At 43.9% G+C, this 15361-nt stretch carries 19 protein-coding genes and 1 pseudogene; 4 read left to right on the top strand and 16 right to left on the bottom strand.

What is annotated here, in order from left to right; genetic code table 11:
* Positions 1 to 106: 106 nt before the first annotated feature.
* The 6 genes from proX to M9196_RS12340 form a co-directional block, all read right to left on the bottom strand.
* Complete coding sequence (proX, locus tag M9196_RS12365) at positions 107 to 1114, bottom strand: glycine betaine/L-proline ABC transporter substrate-binding protein ProX (RefSeq protein WP_250617840.1); 1008 nt, start codon at positions 1112 to 1114, stop codon at positions 107 to 109.
* Positions 1115 to 2191, bottom strand: coding sequence for a glycine betaine/L-proline ABC transporter permease ProW (gene proW, locus M9196_RS12360; RefSeq protein WP_250617839.1), 1077 nt, complete (start codon positions 2189 to 2191; stop codon positions 1115 to 1117).
* A gap of 3 nt (positions 2192 to 2194) precedes the next feature.
* Positions 2195 to 3382: a glycine betaine/L-proline ABC transporter ATP-binding protein ProV gene (gene proV, locus M9196_RS12355; protein ID WP_250617838.1), complete on the bottom strand. Its 1188-nt coding sequence runs from the start codon at positions 3380 to 3382 to the stop codon at positions 2195 to 2197.
* A gap of 343 nt (positions 3383 to 3725) precedes the next feature.
* Positions 3726 to 4742 carry an alpha/beta hydrolase gene (locus M9196_RS12350; protein ID WP_250617837.1) on the bottom strand — a complete coding sequence of 339 codons (1017 nt, stop codon included), beginning with the start codon at positions 4740 to 4742 and terminating at the stop codon, positions 3726 to 3728.
* 234 nt (positions 4743 to 4976) lie between these two features.
* A complete protein-coding gene (locus M9196_RS12345) occupies positions 4977 to 5300 on the bottom strand; it encodes a nucleotidyltransferase family protein (RefSeq protein WP_250617836.1) in 324 nt (107 codons plus the stop codon).
* Positions 5290 to 5700, bottom strand: a complete 411-nt coding sequence (locus M9196_RS12340; protein ID WP_250617835.1) for an HI0074 family nucleotidyltransferase substrate-binding subunit — start codon at positions 5698 to 5700, stop codon at positions 5290 to 5292. Before M9196_RS12340 ends, M9196_RS12345 begins: the two co-directional genes overlap by 11 nt.
* A gap of 659 nt (positions 5701 to 6359) precedes the next feature.
* Between M9196_RS12340 and wecA (M9196_RS12335) the strand changes: the two genes are divergently transcribed.
* Both wecA (M9196_RS12335) and wecA (M9196_RS12330) read left to right on the top strand, forming a co-directional pair.
* The gene (gene wecA, locus M9196_RS12335; protein WP_250617834.1) at positions 6360 to 7499 is read left to right on the top strand and encodes a UDP-N-acetylglucosamine--undecaprenyl-phosphate N-acetylglucosaminephosphotransferase; all 1140 of its coding nucleotides are present in this window, start codon (positions 6360 to 6362) and stop codon (positions 7497 to 7499) included.
* 263 nt (positions 7500 to 7762) lie between these two features.
* Entirely contained in the window at positions 7763 to 8842 is a 1080-nt protein-coding gene (wecA, locus tag M9196_RS12330) for a UDP-N-acetylglucosamine--undecaprenyl-phosphate N-acetylglucosaminephosphotransferase (protein ID WP_250617833.1), read from the top strand.
* A 157-nt stretch (positions 8843 to 8999) separates the two neighbouring features.
* Here the strand turns inward: wecA (M9196_RS12330) and M9196_RS12325 are convergent, their stop codons facing one another.
* The 10 genes from M9196_RS12325 to M9196_RS12280 form a co-directional block, all read right to left on the bottom strand.
* Complete coding sequence (locus tag M9196_RS12325; RefSeq protein WP_250617832.1) at positions 9000 to 9290, bottom strand: type II toxin-antitoxin system RelE/ParE family toxin; 291 nt, start codon at positions 9288 to 9290, stop codon at positions 9000 to 9002.
* A complete protein-coding gene (locus M9196_RS12320) occupies positions 9283 to 9504 on the bottom strand; it encodes a ParD-like family protein (protein WP_250617831.1) in 222 nt (73 codons plus the stop codon). Before M9196_RS12320 ends, M9196_RS12325 begins: the two co-directional genes overlap by 8 nt.
* Positions 9505 to 9581: 77 nt before the next feature.
* A complete protein-coding gene (locus tag M9196_RS12315) occupies positions 9582 to 10607 on the bottom strand; it encodes a transposase (protein WP_250617830.1) in 1026 nt (341 codons plus the stop codon).
* Between the two features lie 179 nt (positions 10608 to 10786).
* Positions 10787 to 11029: a type II toxin-antitoxin system BrnA family antitoxin gene (brnA, locus tag M9196_RS12310; protein ID WP_017051371.1), complete on the bottom strand. Its 243-nt coding sequence runs from the start codon at positions 11027 to 11029 to the stop codon at positions 10787 to 10789.
* On the bottom strand, positions 11016 to 11282 hold the full coding sequence (locus M9196_RS12305) for a BrnT family toxin (protein ID WP_250617829.1): 267 nt from the start codon (positions 11280 to 11282) through the stop codon (positions 11016 to 11018). The genes brnA and M9196_RS12305 overlap by 14 nt, the downstream gene beginning before the upstream one ends.
* A 396-nt stretch (positions 11283 to 11678) precedes the next feature.
* A complete protein-coding gene (locus tag M9196_RS12300; RefSeq protein ID WP_250617828.1) occupies positions 11679 to 12224 on the bottom strand; it encodes a hypothetical protein in 546 nt (181 codons plus the stop codon).
* A 202-nt stretch (positions 12225 to 12426) separates the two neighbouring features.
* A complete protein-coding gene (locus M9196_RS12295; protein ID WP_250617827.1) occupies positions 12427 to 12705 on the bottom strand; it encodes a type II toxin-antitoxin system RelE/ParE family toxin in 279 nt (92 codons plus the stop codon).
* Positions 12702 to 12986, bottom strand: a complete 285-nt coding sequence (locus tag M9196_RS12290) for a type II toxin-antitoxin system RelB/DinJ family antitoxin (protein WP_250617826.1) — start codon at positions 12984 to 12986, stop codon at positions 12702 to 12704. Before M9196_RS12290 ends, M9196_RS12295 begins: the two co-directional genes overlap by 4 nt.
* A 418-nt stretch (positions 12987 to 13404) precedes the next feature.
* A complete protein-coding gene (locus M9196_RS12285; RefSeq protein ID WP_250617825.1) occupies positions 13405 to 13800 on the bottom strand; it encodes a type II toxin-antitoxin system death-on-curing family toxin in 396 nt (131 codons plus the stop codon).
* Positions 13800 to 13970: an acetyltransferase gene (locus M9196_RS12280; protein ID WP_250617824.1), complete on the bottom strand. Its 171-nt coding sequence runs from the start codon at positions 13968 to 13970 to the stop codon at positions 13800 to 13802. The genes M9196_RS12285 and M9196_RS12280 overlap by 1 nt, the downstream gene beginning before the upstream one ends.
* Positions 13971 to 14520: 550 nt before the next feature.
* Here M9196_RS12280 and dhiT point away from each other — a divergent pair.
* Both dhiT and dhiA read left to right on the top strand, forming a co-directional pair.
* Positions 14521 to 14792 (top strand): annotated as a pseudogene (dhiT, locus tag M9196_RS12275) (type II toxin-antitoxin system toxin DhiT).
* The gene (gene dhiA / locus M9196_RS12270; RefSeq protein ID WP_021024578.1) at positions 14786 to 15298 is read left to right on the top strand and encodes a type II toxin-antitoxin system antitoxin DhiA; all 513 of its coding nucleotides are present in this window, start codon (positions 14786 to 14788) and stop codon (positions 15296 to 15298) included. The pseudogene dhiT and the gene dhiA overlap by 7 nt, the downstream one beginning before the upstream one ends.
* Positions 15299 to 15361 lie beyond the last annotated feature (63 nt).

The raw sequence follows: 15361 nt of genomic DNA, 5'->3' as shown, positions 1-15361 counted from the left end.
CTACGTGGTACTTTTTATATGATACCTATCGCTCTCACAGTATTTAATCGCATCACCGACCTACTGCATGCATTAGAGCACTGCAACATACACTAATGCATTAAAATTAAAGCGCCGCTTTTTTCGCTTCCGCAACCCAAGCATCAAACTGGCTTTGGTTAGCTTTAATCCAGCCATTCACGTGTGATTCAATATCCGCGGTGCTGTTTTTGCCGTTGCTCATCATCATATTTTGCGCACTCACATCGTTGATATTCAGCTTAATGATTTCAAACAGTTTCGCCGCCGCTGGGTTTTGCTCTGCAAATTCTTTATTAGCGATGATGTTCATCGCATTCATTTCAAAGCCGTAGTTTTTACCGTTTGGTAACGTTGTATCCACGCCCTTACGCTCACCCGGTAATGCAGAGAATGGCACTTCAAGCCATACCACATCTTTATTTGGCACCAATACGCCACTTACCCAATACGGTGTCCACGTGAAGTAAAGTACCGGCTCACCGTTCTTATAACGTGAAATCGTATCAGCGATGATCGCCGCATAGTTACCTTGATTGTGGCTCACGGTATCGCGCAGTTTAAACGCGGTCAGCTGCTCTTCAATCACCATTTCACAGCCCCAACCTGGGTTACAGCCTGTTAGGTCTGCTTTGCCATCACCGTCTGCATCAAACAGCTTGGCAATTTTTGGATCGTTTAACTGGCCAATATTAGTAATGCCGTATTGCTCGGCGGTCTTTTTATCAATGAGGTAACCTTGCGCTGCGCCACTGATGTATTGACCTTTACGGTAGAACTTTTCATCGCCCCCCGCTTTCGTGTACTTGTCGCCGTGAAGCGGGAACCAACCCACCGCTAGAAACGTCGCGTCGCCTTTAGCAATAGAGGTATAACCTACGTTATAGTCCACTTCTTTGGTATTTTTTACGTCGTAGCCCAGCGCTTCAAGCGCACGGTTAACGATCAATGTTTGAAACGTCTCTTCGGCAACCGTCGACTGTACAGGCTGAACACTCACACCCTCGCCCGGTAGCTTTTCAGCCCAAACGTTGCTTGATACCGCTAAGGCAGACACAACGCCAACCGCTAAGCTTTTCTTCCATGAAGTTTTCATTTATTTCTCCAAAATTTCAGTTTTTTGAGTACGCTTCTGAGTAAAAAGTGTTAATACCAGTGCCGCAGGTCCGGTGTGATACCAGCGCAACTTAGTATTACCCGCATTGACACCCAACACCTGAGTGATGCGATCGAGTAAAATAGCTAAAATCACAATGCCAAGGCCACCCACGGCAGCTAGGCCCATATCTAAACGGCCGATGCCACGCAGCACCATTTGGCCTAATCCGCCCACCGCGATCATGGAGGCAATCACCACCATAGACAGCGACAGCATTAAGGTTTGGTTCACGCCCGCCATGATGGTTGGCAGTGCTAACGGCAATTGAATTCGATACAGCATTTGCTTTCTGCTGGCACCAAAGGAATGGCCGGCTTCAATCAACTCTTCTGGTACTTGCTGAATGCCTAAAATGGTTAGACGAACCACCGGTGGCAGGGCAAAAATAATGGTCACGACCACACCGGGTACGTTACCGATACCAAATAGCATGACGATAGGCACCAAATAGACAAACGCCGGCGTGGTTTGCATCGCATCCAAAATAGGGCGAATAAATTTAGCCGCCGTATCACTGCGCGCCAGCCAAATACCGAGCGGTAGACCAATGAGCAGGCAGAAGAAGACCGATGTCATGACCAACGAGAGTGTCACCATCGCCTGAGACCAAGCGCCAATTAGCCCGATAAAGGTAAAAGACACCGCCGTAGCAAGACCTAACCTTAAGTTGGAAAATTGCCACGCGAGTAAAAACAACAACACCAGCATGAACGGCGCAGGCGTAGACACTAAGGCTGTTTCAAATGAGCTGAGAATAAAGTCGATAGGTACACGAATGGCTTGAAACACCGGACGACCATGTTCCACCAGCCAGTTTAATCCCGATTCAACCCAGGTATCGACGGGAAGCACCGCCTCTTCAAAGGGGTTTAAAATATCAAAAGGGGTTTCTTCTACCGTTTCGCTGTTTAACCAGTCGTTTGTCGCTGGCGACTCGCTACTTTGACCCCATGGATCCGCCGCAGGCTGGCTTGCAGGCTGTGACCACGGATCATTATTTGTTTCTGATGACATGATTTATCCCTTATCTAATGTCTGAAGCAGTCGTGATTTCGTCACCACACCAAAGTAGTGACCGCTTTCATCCACCACAGGCACCGAATAAGGCACACTTGCCACTACACCCAAAATATCGTTGATAGGTTGGTTTGGCTTGAGGGTTAACCCCGTCTCAAGCTGAGCACTCACTAACGTGCGATTTTCTTTATGCGCGAGGCGCAACGAGTCAACTGACACAATGCCAGAATAGTGACTGGTTTTTTCTACGACGATGCCGTAATCCCTGTCGTTATCCATAAGGATTTGCAGTGCTGAGGCGGGGCCATCATGCTCGGACTTTTTAAAGACCGCAGCAGGCTTTTTGCGGGCGATGTCTTTGGCTGTGAGCACACTGGCCACATTCACACCGCGGAAAAAGGCTTCCACGTAATCATTGGCAGGGTTGTTTAGAATGTCATCTGGAGTCCCCACTTGAACCACTTCGCCGTGCTGCATAATGGCAATGCGATCACCAATGCGCATCGCTTCGTCCAAGTCATGAGAAATAAACACAATGGTACGCTTGTCATCATTTTGTAGACGAATCAGCTCATCTTGCATTTCGGTACGAATCAGAGGGTCGAGTGCGGAAAACGCTTCATCCATCAATAAAATATCGGGGTCGCACGCCAAGGCTCTAGCGAGACCAACACGCTGCTTCATACCACCCGACAATTCATCCGGGTATGATTCTGGGTAAGCGCCCAACCCTACGCGCTCCAATGCGCTTAATGCACACTGGCGGCGTTTATCTAATTCAATACCCGCAAGCTCTAAACCGAAGGCAGCGTTTTCAATCACCGTCATGTGAGGCATGAGGGCAAAGTTTTGAAACACCATAGAGATATTGTTGCGGCGTACTTGGCGAAGTTCTTCTTCAGAGATGTGGGCAATGTCTTTGCCCTTGAGTAGCACATTGCCACGAGTAGGTTCGATGAGTTGGTTAAGCAGGCGAACTAATGTCGATTTACCAGAGCCAGATAGCCCCATGATAACAAAAATCTCGCCTTCATTAATGCTAAGAGAAACGTCGTTAACACCAATGGTTAAGCCGGTTTTTTCAAATACTTCATCTTTGTCTGCGCCTTCATTGATCATTGAAAATGCGCGGTCAGTGTCTTCTCCAAACACTTTGTACAGTCCCTTAACTTCCAGTATGGGATCCATGTCGTTCGTCCTTTTAAGGTGTCGCTATCATAATAAACGATTAGTACTCTAAGGAATTTACCTTAAATAATCAAGATACATCATTCACTTCAACTGTATAAACAGGCATTCAACAAAACATTATTTGGTATTTGCATCAATTTAAAATATTGATTACTAGACATAAAATATAAAAAACAGCTAGCAAGACCGTAAGCCACCATTTCAGCCAATACCGCCATCAGGGTACGAAAATTAATTTCATGACATTGCTCTCACATTAAAAACCAACCAATAGTTCGAGCACGAAGCAATTTTCACTCACGCCAGCTCAGGCAGTGAGGAGGCGGCAAGAATCACGACATCACTCTAAGATTTGACTTCGCTCACCGATGATTCGACCTGTGTGAATGGCACTCGCGATGTGGGCAATAATAGGGCTGGGGTTATGGTGTTCATCGGATAAAAAGTAGCTATGGCCAATTGGTCGATCAAACTGGCTATTGAAAGCATCGCAGTCCACTTCCACCACTTTTTTAGGCAGCTTACTTAACGTTTCTGGTCCCGTCATCCCTAAACGACGAGACATCGTCAGGTGCTTCAAATTCGCCACTTTCGATGCCGACATCGCTAAATCGTCACTGGCGTAATACACCACCACGTTTTTTGCTGAGTCCACAATATGTCGCCCATTTTCACCTTGCTCTAAGCACTGATTTTTAACATCCGCGGCCACCATAAAAACATGTCTAAATAGCTGTGGCATGCCCCCTAACCGCTCATCATTAACCCAAGTATTCATGGCGTTCAGTAGCACTCGGTTACCCATAGAATGGGCAAGCACATTCATTCTTTTTACACACGGGAACTGTTGCTGCGCCTCTCGGCGACGCCAACCATCAAACTTATAAAACAAACGCGCGAAGGCAACGGCTGAATGATCCGCGGCTTTTTGGTCATCCCAATAGTCATCCATAATGGCACTCGGACTATCGTCATCGCAGGGCCAAATAATTGGGATAACCAACACCAAGCCGGGTTGCTGTTTATCAAGTAATGCCTGCAGCTGAGCCGCTCGCGTAAAAACGCCATTACTCTTGCTGTCGTTATCCCTATCTATCGTATCGGCTTCATCACAGCAAGATGACTCCATATTGTTATTAAAACCATGCAAGTAAAACAAAATTTGCGTGGTATCTGGAAGGGCCTTTAAGCGAGCAAAGAAGGACGTGGATAGAATTTCCGTATAGTCGCCCACGTCATGGCGCTCACAAAAGTAGAGCCATTTGGAGATATCGGTATTTTGATAGTTAAATGAAATGACGCGGTTCTTTTTAGAACGCGCAGATTGATTAGGGATGCGATTAGTGATGAATAACATGGGATTCTCTCATAGTAATATTCATCAAAGGGTAGGAAAGAAAACGATGTTGAAATGAAGGAAAGACGTGATTTGCGAGTGAGAAAACAATCATTCAGTAAAACTCACTATCATGATGCTCTGTCCAACCCAAGGTGTCAGGCTCTTAAAGTGTCCACTTAAGGTGTCAGAGTCCCAGGGTGTCAGAGTCATTTAACTCTGACACCTCAAGCTTGACATCTCAAGCTAGGATTCCTACTTTAGTTTAATTCCATAGGTTTCAATATGGGTGAGCAACGCTTCAGAGTGAATCTTGTGTTTCACTAGTAAATCCACTTTAAATGGTAATGATGATTGCTCTAAACGATCTTGCAATGTCGCGATGACACTCAAAGAGATAGCCTCGCCCTCAAGCGCAATATCGATATCGGAACTGTCTTTGTAATTACCCATCGCCCTAGAGCCAAATACCCACGCATGAACCACTAACGCATTGTCCAAAATGACATCACTTATTAACTGATACTGGTGTGGTTTAAGACCAATAGAAGACGACTTAAACGAATGGTTACTGACCACTTTTCGCCTCGAGATAGTGAGTAACCTGCGCAATCACCGGAGAATAAGAGTCCAAAATAAGCTTTTGAGCTTCCAATACGTTCTCTTCATCATATGTATGCGACAACAGATTACGCTTTATTAGCGCCTCTAACAGAGTTTCACATTGCACAGAAGATAGGTGCTTAGCCTCGAGTGCCGTACGGATAACGCTGCGCGGAGACGCGACATCAAACCCTTCAAACTCAAGCAAATCTTTTAGTGTTTTCCAGGTTAACTCAAAAGAAAACTCAAACGTTTGCACAAGCCCCGCCAACTCGAGTTCATTGTAATGCTCTTGCGCACACGCTCTATTAAGCCTGTGTTGTGCTTTTATCAAATTCTGTAATCGTTGCTTCCAACGTTCTGGATTTGAGGTCATCGTCACCACCTAATTAAATAATCACATGCCATTCAACATCGAGCCTTAAATTACCTAATCGTGACTAAAATGTCATGATCTCTTTCAGCACAACCCAATTTTATAGAAGGGTAACCCAAGGTGTCAGAGTCATTTGACTCTGACACCTTTAGAGCCTGACTCCTTGAATTTAACTCATCACGTAGATAGTAGCAGTGACTACAATAATCGACCTAGATCTCAAAATTGAACATTGCTTCCATTTTTTATCTCCCCATCAAAAAAACAGAGAACGTGACCTAGCCTTTTTATTCCAGATAGTTACCACCTTTTAGCTCTTGCTTTAGCCATCAGAGTGGCTTGTAACTCTAAAAAAATCGATTAACATTTAAACTCTAGCAGCAGTGGCGATCGATTAACATTTAAACTCTAGCAGCAGTGGCGAATGATAAAATCTAAATAAACTAAAAGTCACTTATCAACGCCTTTACTCGTCTCGTCAGCGAGTTGACACACTGTTTACTGTAAAGAACTGAGCAACGGCAACATTTTTAGCCATGACTCATTTGTAATTAATCAGTAACCATAGTGAGTCAGACTGTCTCCGGTAGTACTAGAGCTAATAAAGCAATAAGCAATAAGCAATAAGCAATAAATTAGACACGGAAGTTGGATAGAGTATGGCTTGGCAAATCATTAGCGTCTTCATTGGCACGTTTTTAGTGCTGTTTTTCAATCATAGACTCGCCCCTGCTGTTGGCTTAGTCGACAGCCCCACAAATCGTAAACGCCATCAGGGACAAGTTCCACTGATTGGCGGCCTTTCCGTGGGCATGGTGATCAGCCTGATGCTGCTGTTTTCTCCCAATATTATTGCGCATCAAACCTTGTTAATCATTACCATGCTTGTACTTTTACTGACAGGGGTGCTTGACGATCGCTTTGACCTATCTTGCCGTATTCGGTTGCTGGTGCAGGCAGGCCTTGCTGGTAGCGTGGCCATACTCGCCGACATTCAGTTACTCACCTTCGGCAATGCTTTTGGCCTTGGCTATGTTGAATTTGAATTCCTGGCGATACCCATGACCATCATTGCCGTCATCGGCGCCATTAATGCCTTTAATATGGTCGATGGTATTGATGGCTTACTGGGATCATTAGCCATCATTACCTTTACTAGTTTAGGCATTTTATTTTATCTAGAAGACAACCTTGCTCACCTGCAGCTTTGCTTACTGTTTATTGCTGCACTGCTACCGTATCTCGCTTTAAACTTAGGTTTTTTTGGGGCACGCTATCGCATTTTTATGGGCGATGCAGGCAGTATGATGATCGGATTCGTGGTGATTTGGCTCCTGTTTACGTTAACGCAACCTACCTCTGATGCTAATTCGCTTTCTCACGCAAGTAGCCATGCTATCTGGACTTACTCTAGCTCTCAAGAATTGAGCGTACGTCCGGTGACGGCGCTATGGCTTATTGCCGTACCACTTATGGACATGGTCGCCATTATGTGTCGACGCATAAAAAAAGGCCACTCCCCAATGACCCCTGATAGGGGCCACCTGCACCATATCTTTCAACGTATCGGTTTTAGCTCACGCCAAACCTTGGTGCTTATTTCAGTGGTTGCCAGCTGTTTTGCTTTGGTGGGTATTGCGGGCGAGTTGTCTGGGGCGGCGGAAAGCACCATGTTTTATCTGTTCATAATGGGCTTTGCTCTCTATTACTGGTTACTCAGCAAAATATTTAGAATCACGGCATTTATCCGGCTTATGCGCAGAAAAAATCACGCCCCAAGCTATGAAAGCGAGCTGTAACATTCATGACACAAAGCAATCCTCATACCCAATGTAATACTCTTAGATTCGATGCTGTTAAGCTAAACAGAGCCACGCTCAACAGCCCTAAACACAATTATGTTAACGATGATATCTAACCGTCGTAAGTAAGCATTTTACTTCATATTGCATGGTAAATACGGTACAATTTAGGCGTCAGATAACTGACACTAAAACAACTAAAACAACTAAAACAACTAAAACAACTAAAACAACTAAAACCTTATAACTCAGTGGCTAACATGATCTCAACACTCGGCTTTGTCTTTATCACAGCGTTTATAACGCTCTTCTTTGCGCGTCGGCTGGCCAAAATGATTGGCTTAGTCGACAAGCCTAATGCACGCAAGCACCATCAAGGGGTGGTACCTCTTGTTGGGGGCATTGCTATTTGCACAACCGTAACGTTAACGGTATTACTGTTTAACGTCCCTATCGAGCATGCGCAACTCTTCCTTTTCTCTATCTGTGCCCTGACGGTTTTAGGTGCATTAGATGATAAATACGACATCAGCTTTAAAGCCCGCATGTTGTGTCAGGCGCTACTGTCATTAGCCATGATGCACTTCGCCGACTTAGAGCTGCACACCCTCGGGGATATGTTTGGTTTAGGCCACACAGAGTTAGGTGGCTTCGCCGTGCTAATTACCGTACTGGGTGTGATTGGCGCCATTAACGCTTTTAATATGGTCGACGGGATTGATGGTCTGTTAGGCGGACTGGCGATTGTTTCTTTTAGCGCGTTGGCTTTTTTACTGTATCAAGAACGCCATCATGAACTTGGTTTGCTGTGCCTTATTTTCATCGTGGCGGCCATTCCTTATATTGGAATGAACTTAGGCTTACTTGGGCGAGAGCGTAAAGTCTTTATGGGCGATGCTGGCAGTATGATGATTGGTTTTACCGTCATATGGCTACTCCTAAGCAGCAGCCAAGGTGAAACGGGTACCATCATGCGCCCGGTTACTGCCCTTTGGCTTATTGCCTTACCTTTAATGGATATGGCCGCAATTATGATTCGACGCGTACGCCGTGGCGATTCCCCCTTCAAACCAGACCGTGAACATTTACACCACATTTGCCAACGCTTGGGGTTAAGCTCTCGCCAAACGCTTTTGGTCATTTGCAGCCTAGCCTCCCTGCTTACAGGGTTTGGTATTTATGGTGAAATGGTACAAATCCCAGAGCCAATTATGTTCTACGGCTTTATTGTGTGCTTTATTGCCTATGCACTATGCCTGTCACACATCTTTAAGGTAACACGCTTTATTAGAAAAAAGCTGGGAAAGCCCGAAGCGCCCGAGTTTGCTGAAAGCAAATAGGTCCGCGGTAAAAACCAAAAAAGCGAGTAAAGGGAATTCACCTCTACTCGCTTTTTTGATCACTGGACCTACCTAGCATGGCTAGAGGTTAGAAGACTTCATTAAACACTTGGCTTAGCAGGTGCGTCCGTTCAACGGCCACACTCTACGGTGTAACTCAATAGAACCTTTTTACATCTCGATAAGATTTCTCATGAGATCCCAGTGCCATAAGCTCTAACGTTACCGTATCATCCTCATAGCTATAGCCAAGCAAGGTGAGTTGCTTCACCATTTTAAACTTATGGACACGAAGAAAAGAGAGGTCACCTTTCTTTTCTTCGCCTAAATACGGATCTTTCATTAACTCTCTGATAGCGTTATCGAGATCACTTTTTTGGTTCTTGTGCAGCTTTTTTACCGCTTTCTTAAAACTAGGCGTTTGAAGTACAGTGGTGATTTTAGTCAAAGCGGTAAGCCTCTGACTTACCTGCCTCTTTTTCTGCTTTCGCAATAATGGCTTGCTTAACAAATTCATAAGGCAGGTCTGGGTTATCTTCCATCATTTCGCCAATCTTCGCCCAATGCTCAATCTGCTTGGGTGTGGTTCTGTTGAGTGCTTTTGCCATAATCGCCGCTTTTTCAAAAAGCGCCTGATCGATACGAACGCTTGAAGTTGCCATAATAGAGCCTCGCCAATAGATTTAAGTCGCTACAATTGTAGTAATCCGCCACAAAAGCTGCAAGTGGAACCATTACTTTAAGATTGGCAAATAACATCCATTAAGGACTTGCCTGACACCCATGCCCGGTTTGTATGCTGCGCATAACTCATCAGTTCTTGAGCTGACCCAACAGCGCAACGAAATTTGCCTCCGAAGCTTTCTGAGAGTTTAAGCCACTCTTCAGCATTCATATTTAGCCGTTCAAGAATCGTATTATGACATGGCGGAATATAACCACGCTTGTTTGGCCGCACCACTTGGCCTAAAGCTTCCACTAGCGATAAATAATCCAACAAAGAAAATTCAATGCCACCCATTTTAGAAAACACTGAGGGCCGCACTTCTCGCTCATTACCTAAAAAGCCTACTAAGCCTTTCGCAGGTAAACGGGTAACCTCTCCTCGCCCCGCATCCCCTTGACACGCTATCGAATGAATGCGCTCATAAATGGAAGTAAATTCAGAGTCTTCAAGGGATTGCGCCATATCAGCGCGAACAGGATTTAAATCCACATAAGCCATGCAGCTTAGCAGCGCTTTTTCATCCAACAACGCCTGAGACTTAAAGCGCCCTTCCCAGAAGCGGCCTTTACACCCTTCTTCTTTATTGGCCTCGCGGGCGATAAACTCGTTAAGGTTACGCATAAACCACGAGATATCGGTTAAGCGCTCACGCCATTCGTCAATAAGCGCCAGAGTTTTGTTAATTTCAGCTTTGGACTTTAGCTCACCACCAAGCCAGCGGCTTACCAACAACGGCGCTTTGTATAACGTCGTCCACCGCTGCGCGACTTCTTGGTGACTCCAAGACTCTGCCGAAGCCGTATTCACATGCAGCACTAAATGATAGTGATTGGACATAATGGCATACGCACACACATCAATGGCAAACACCTGACTTAGCAAGCGCATGCGTTCTACCAGCCAGAGCCTACGATGCTCAAAACTTTTTCCTGAGTAAGCATCTTCGCCACACAAAAAAGCACGGCGCACACACCGTGAAATACAGTGATAATGCGCCGTGTCTTGAAGGGAAACTTGAGTTGAGCGAGCTTGCGTCATCCGAACCACCAAGGTGAACTAAATCTAAACAGATAAAGTAAGCCTAGTTGGAGATTGGGAGGGCGTCAAATACATGAGTGTCCTGTATTTTCTCGTTGAAATGAAACCGTAAAACAAAACCCAACGATGGAATGAAAAATGCCATGTGTTGGGAATCGCTCTTAAATACTTGTAACCATTCAGTTTGAAGTGTGGTGATGGGCTACATTTTCAAGCCTTTCAGCTAGCCAAACCTTGATGATTGACTGTCGTGTAACACCTACTCGACTTGCTTCACGGTCTAGTGACTCTAGCATCCAGGCAGGAAAATCAACATTGACTCGTTTCTGTTTTTGCATTGGACGTTTAACTTTAGATAAATCTAGATCACCTAAAATATCATCGTCACTTTCAAATTTGGCATCAAACTCATGCGCTTTCATATAAGTTCACCTCCGCTTTGCGTGAACGTCTGACTGAAATGATTCTAAGATTTAACCCACGATATGTAATGACACTAGACCAATGCTTGCCATTAAGCATACCGATAGCTAAATATCTTGGCTCATCGCTTGTATTTGCAGGGATTTCGATAAGATCAGAATCGTTCCACAAACCTTGGGCAGTATAGAAATCAATTCCATGTTTCTCAAAGTTTGACCTGCTTTTATTTTCATCAAATTCAAATTTAACCATGAGTAAAAACTACACCCTTTTTACTCATTTGGCAAATTGTACATTAGCTGAAGATTTTGGGAACGGCTAACGCTGATTAGACGGCTACGAACCAAGGCAGAGTAATTGTCGTTCAATACTCAGCTGATGGCTAAATCGCAAAAGTTGTTGGCGAAGTTGAAACAAATACATGGGTGTCATGTATTTACTTAGCAAGCGCATGCGTTCTACCAAAACTTTTTCCTGAGTAAGCATCTTCACCGCACAAAAAAGCACGGCGCACACACCGTGAAATACAGTGATAGTGCGCCGTGTCTTGAAGGGAAACTTGAGTTGAGCGAGCTTGCGTCATCCTAACCACCGGGGTGAACTAAATATAAACAGATAAAGTAAGCCTAATTGGGGATTAAGAGGGCGTCAAATACATGGATGTCCTGTATTTTTTCTCCCAACCATCAAACTTATAAAACAAACGCGCAAAGGCGACGGCAGAGTGATCGGCAGCTTTTTGGTCATCCCAATAGTCATCCATAATGGCGCTAGGGCTATCGTCATCACAAGGCCAGATAATCGGGATGACCAACAGCCGGGTTGCTGTTTATCAAGCAACGCCTGCAGCTGAGCCGTTCGTGTAAATACGCTATCGCTTTTGCTCTTGCTCTTGCTAATGCTTTTGTTTTTGCCATCGTTATCTATAGCAGTGGCAGTATCACTAACAGCAAAAGACGACTCCATATTGTTGTTAAAGCCATGCAGGTAAAACAAAATTTGCGTGGTATCTGGAAGCGCCTTTAAGCGAGCAAAGAAGGGAGTGGATAGAATTTCCGTATAATCACCCACGTCATGACGCTCACAAAAATAGAGCCATTTGGAGATATCAGTATTTTGATAGTTAAAGGAAATGGCGCGGTTCTTTTTAGAGCGCGCAGATTGATTAGGGATGCGATTGGTGATGAATAACATGGGGTTCTCTCATAGTAATATTCATCAAAGGGTAGGAAAGAAAACGATGTTGAAATGAAGGAAAGACGCTATTTGCGAGTGAGAAAACATCATTCAGCAAAACTTCCTATCATGATGCTCTGTTCAACCCAAGGTGTCAGAGTCATTTGACTCTGACACCTTGAATTCGACACCTTGAGATCTGTATTCTTGGTACACCAGATTAGTCTGTAGGAAATTTTTGCTTCTGATGTAGAATTCGCATGATGCGGATAATTGAGCCTTCAACCCAATATGAAACCATCATCGAAACTTCAGGAATAATTAGTAGTCTTCCTCGAACTCCGTCACGTTGCACTCCCATTAAAGGTTGCTCAAGCAAGTTTTCAACTTTGTCGTCAATAATATTATCGGTTCTTTCAGCTACATCAGGATTAAAGTCATAGAGAAATTCAAAGATCTTCTCTCGATCATTAAGGGATTCTTCTTCCCATAAGATCATTGCTTACCTCGGCTACGAATTCTCGCTTTACGGGCTTCCATTCGAGATTTGGCTGAATCATTGTCAATAAATACGGCTTTACCAGAGTCATACTTTTCAAAAGCAAGTTTTACTTGTTCTGTTAACCAAGCATCATGAGATAATGTTTTTCTTTGATGCTCTGCCATTTGTTCTGTCAGTTCACGGCAAGCATCACTAAGAGTACGGCCTTGGCTCTCAGCCAATTGCTGAGCTAGACGTTTTGTTTCGTCATCAACGCGAAATTGAATTCTAGTATCCATGAGTAGCTCCCTGAAAAATATTGTACACACAAATGTTAGCACTAGTGCGTTAGATGGACAACTAACAAACTAAATCACCAATCTCATCTATTGGCTTAACGTCAAATACAGTAGTAACTTGCCACAAAAATTGTAAGTGAAGCCATACGGTGCCTTAAGGTGTCAGAGTCATTTGACTCTGACACCTTAAATTTAATTCATCACGTAGATGGTGACGGTAACCTACAATAATCAACCTAGTTCTCAAAATTGAACATTGCTTCCATTTTTTATCTCCCCATCAAAAAAACAGAGAATGTGACCTAGCCTTTTTATTCCAGATCCAATGGTTTAGGGGTATTGGAAGCAACCTAAAAATATCTGCATTTATTGAGCGATGAGGTTCAATACCTACGATATCTCCAAGATCAATACTGACTTAACACTCAAGCCCTGCCGTGTATTGTGCATACAAAATATCTGCAAAATCCGCTTCGGTTAATATACCAAGCAAAAGATCTCTGACGGCATCAGCAAGTAAGGCGTTGTCGATGACAATTTCAAACTCATTAAGTGACAAGTATTCGAGTGCAACCATCAGCCCCGTACGTTTATTTGCATCGGAAAGGGCGTGAGCGGTGGCAATGCTTGCCGCATACTTTGCTGCAATATCAAAAACATCTTCCAGACCATCATACACGATCGCATTGTCAATTCGACCCAGTGCACCTTGAAGTTTTGCTATATCCACCTCACCCTGCAAGCCAGGCTCGGTCGCTAAAATAAACGTATTAATTTCAATAACTCGCTCGAATGGAAAGCAAATAATATCCATTACATATCTGCAAGTTTCGTGAATGTCTTACGATGCATTCTTAGCGCTAACTTGGCTTCAGAAAGCACAATTTGACGCCCCTGCATACCACTCAAGTCTAACTGCTTGGTCGCTTTTAGTTTCGGCCTTTTTACTTGTGGTACCCCATAGACCGTTAAGTCTTTGCTCATAACACTTTCTCTGCATACGAATCTCATATATTCATTATACTACCGTTTTTACTTCGATGCTCTAAGGCTTTTTAACCTCACTTAACCATCACCAAGACCAACACTGTAAAAAAGCACCTGAGACAGTTGATCTCAACGATCAGGCTTTTTGAGACGAAAAGGATCACGTTAAATTGTTGTAAGTCAATGCCTTACGTAAGAAAGCCAAGGGTACGGCGCCTTAGAGGCGCACTTAGAATACCGAAAAAACCTCATTTAAATTAGCAAATTGCAAGAAAGTGGAATGATAGCCTGAGACACAATAGTGGCGATTGAGGGCGATTTGAGACAGTTTGAATCGCAGTGAACATTGCGACCTGCTTGTACCGACGCAATAAAAAAAGGCGCTCAATGAGAACCCCAAGTACGCCCTTACGCCGTCCCTGCCCCCAATCCATCTTCAAGTTGCCCACCGAAGTATATTCACCGCTTAAACGATGCCGCATGCAAACATTGTCTCCTCTAGGATACAATGTTATAGTTTAAGCAGATTTGATACTTAGAGATTGCTATGCCGGAGATAGATGCATTGCTTGGCCTTTCATTTTGTTTGTACTTTTTTGATAACAAGCAACATAAAACACCTCACATTCATATCAAATATGGCAGTTATGAGCTAATCGTAGCAATTGAAACAGGTGAAAACTTAGAAGGTTATTTGCCAAACAAGCAACGAAAACGAGCAGAATCACACATTGAAAACAATCGAGAAAAACTGATGACCATGTGGGAAAAAGCAGTTGCTGGTATTAACCCAGGTAAATTATAGGTGACGTATGTTAAAAGTAATTGATGTTGATTTAGTCGCTGATTTTACGCTTGAGCTTACTTTTAGTGACGGCTATATCGGTGAAGCAAACTTAACTGAGTATTTTCAAAAAGAAGCATTTAGCCATGTGACTGATTTTAAAAAGTTTGCATTAAAGGCTGACGGATCCCTTGATTGGAGTGGTGTTGAATTATCAGCGGCAACGTTAAAGGAAATCACGGTTGGCCGTTATACTGAATCGGATTTAACGCCTTTTGACGTTAAAGAAATGGAAAGAGTAATCAAGCAGGCATCATGGGATTCAATGCAAGAAGGTCGAGCTGACATTTTGCAAGCGGCCATCCGCTCTTATGTCGAGCAATTTGGTCACAACGCTGTCATTGAGCGCGCAGGTATTAGAAGTAGAACGAGTGCTTATCGTTCATTAAAACCTGAAACAACACCCAGTTTTCGCACTTTAGTTCAATTAGGCCATGCCGTTATTGAATTAGCTAAAGATAGAGTGCCTACTTATTTGTAGGCCTTTTTACTTTGTCCGTCTACATATTGATAAGTGTTGCGGTCCAAAAATGCAACAAAACTC

Source organism: Vibrio methylphosphonaticus, assembly GCF_023634655.1.
GTDB lineage: Bacteria > Pseudomonadota > Gammaproteobacteria > Enterobacterales > Vibrionaceae > Vibrio > Vibrio methylphosphonaticus.
This window is presented reverse-complemented; position numbering and strand designations above follow the sequence as displayed.

Excerpts from the sequence above, each read along its gene's own strand:
- proX (WP_250617840.1), bottom strand. The coding sequence starts at position 1,114 with ATGAAAACTTCATGGAAGAAAAGCTTAGCGGTTGGCGTTGTGTCTGCC.
- proW (WP_250617839.1), bottom strand. The coding sequence starts at position 2,191 with ATGTCATCAGAAACAAATAATGATCCGTGGTCACAGCCTGCAAGCCAG.
- proV (WP_250617838.1), bottom strand. The coding sequence starts at position 3,382 with ATGGATCCCATACTGGAAGTTAAGGGACTGTACAAAGTGTTTGGAGAA.
- M9196_RS12350 (WP_250617837.1), bottom strand. The coding sequence starts at position 4,742 with ATGTTATTCATCACTAATCGCATCCCTAATCAATCTGCGCGTTCTAAA.
- M9196_RS12340 (WP_250617835.1), bottom strand. The coding sequence starts at position 5,700 with ATGACCTCAAATCCAGAACGTTGGAAGCAACGATTACAGAATTTGATA.
- wecA (WP_250617834.1), top strand. The coding sequence starts at position 6,360 with ATGGCTTGGCAAATCATTAGCGTCTTCATTGGCACGTTTTTAGTGCTG.
- wecA (WP_250617833.1), top strand. The coding sequence starts at position 7,763 with ATGATCTCAACACTCGGCTTTGTCTTTATCACAGCGTTTATAACGCTC.
- M9196_RS12320 (WP_250617831.1), bottom strand. The coding sequence starts at position 9,504 with ATGGCAACTTCAAGCGTTCGTATCGATCAGGCGCTTTTTGAAAAAGCG.
- M9196_RS12315 (WP_250617830.1), bottom strand. The coding sequence starts at position 10,607 with ATGACGCAAGCTCGCTCAACTCAAGTTTCCCTTCAAGACACGGCGCAT.
- brnA (WP_017051371.1), bottom strand. The coding sequence starts at position 11,029 with ATGAAAGCGCATGAGTTTGATGCCAAATTTGAAAGTGACGATGATATT.
- M9196_RS12305 (WP_250617829.1), bottom strand. The coding sequence starts at position 11,282 with ATGGTTAAATTTGAATTTGATGAAAATAAAAGCAGGTCAAACTTTGAG.
- M9196_RS12300 (WP_250617828.1), bottom strand. The coding sequence starts at position 12,224 with ATGTTATTCATCACCAATCGCATCCCTAATCAATCTGCGCGCTCTAAA.
- M9196_RS12295 (WP_250617827.1), bottom strand. The coding sequence starts at position 12,705 with ATGATCTTATGGGAAGAAGAATCCCTTAATGATCGAGAGAAGATCTTT.
- M9196_RS12290 (WP_250617826.1), bottom strand. The coding sequence starts at position 12,986 with ATGGATACTAGAATTCAATTTCGCGTTGATGACGAAACAAAACGTCTA.
- M9196_RS12285 (WP_250617825.1), bottom strand. The coding sequence starts at position 13,800 with ATGGATATTATTTGCTTTCCATTCGAGCGAGTTATTGAAATTAATACG.
- M9196_RS12280 (WP_250617824.1), bottom strand. The coding sequence starts at position 13,970 with ATGAGCAAAGACTTAACGGTCTATGGGGTACCACAAGTAAAAAGGCCG.
- dhiA (WP_021024578.1), top strand. The coding sequence starts at position 14,786 with ATGTTAAAAGTAATTGATGTTGATTTAGTCGCTGATTTTACGCTTGAG.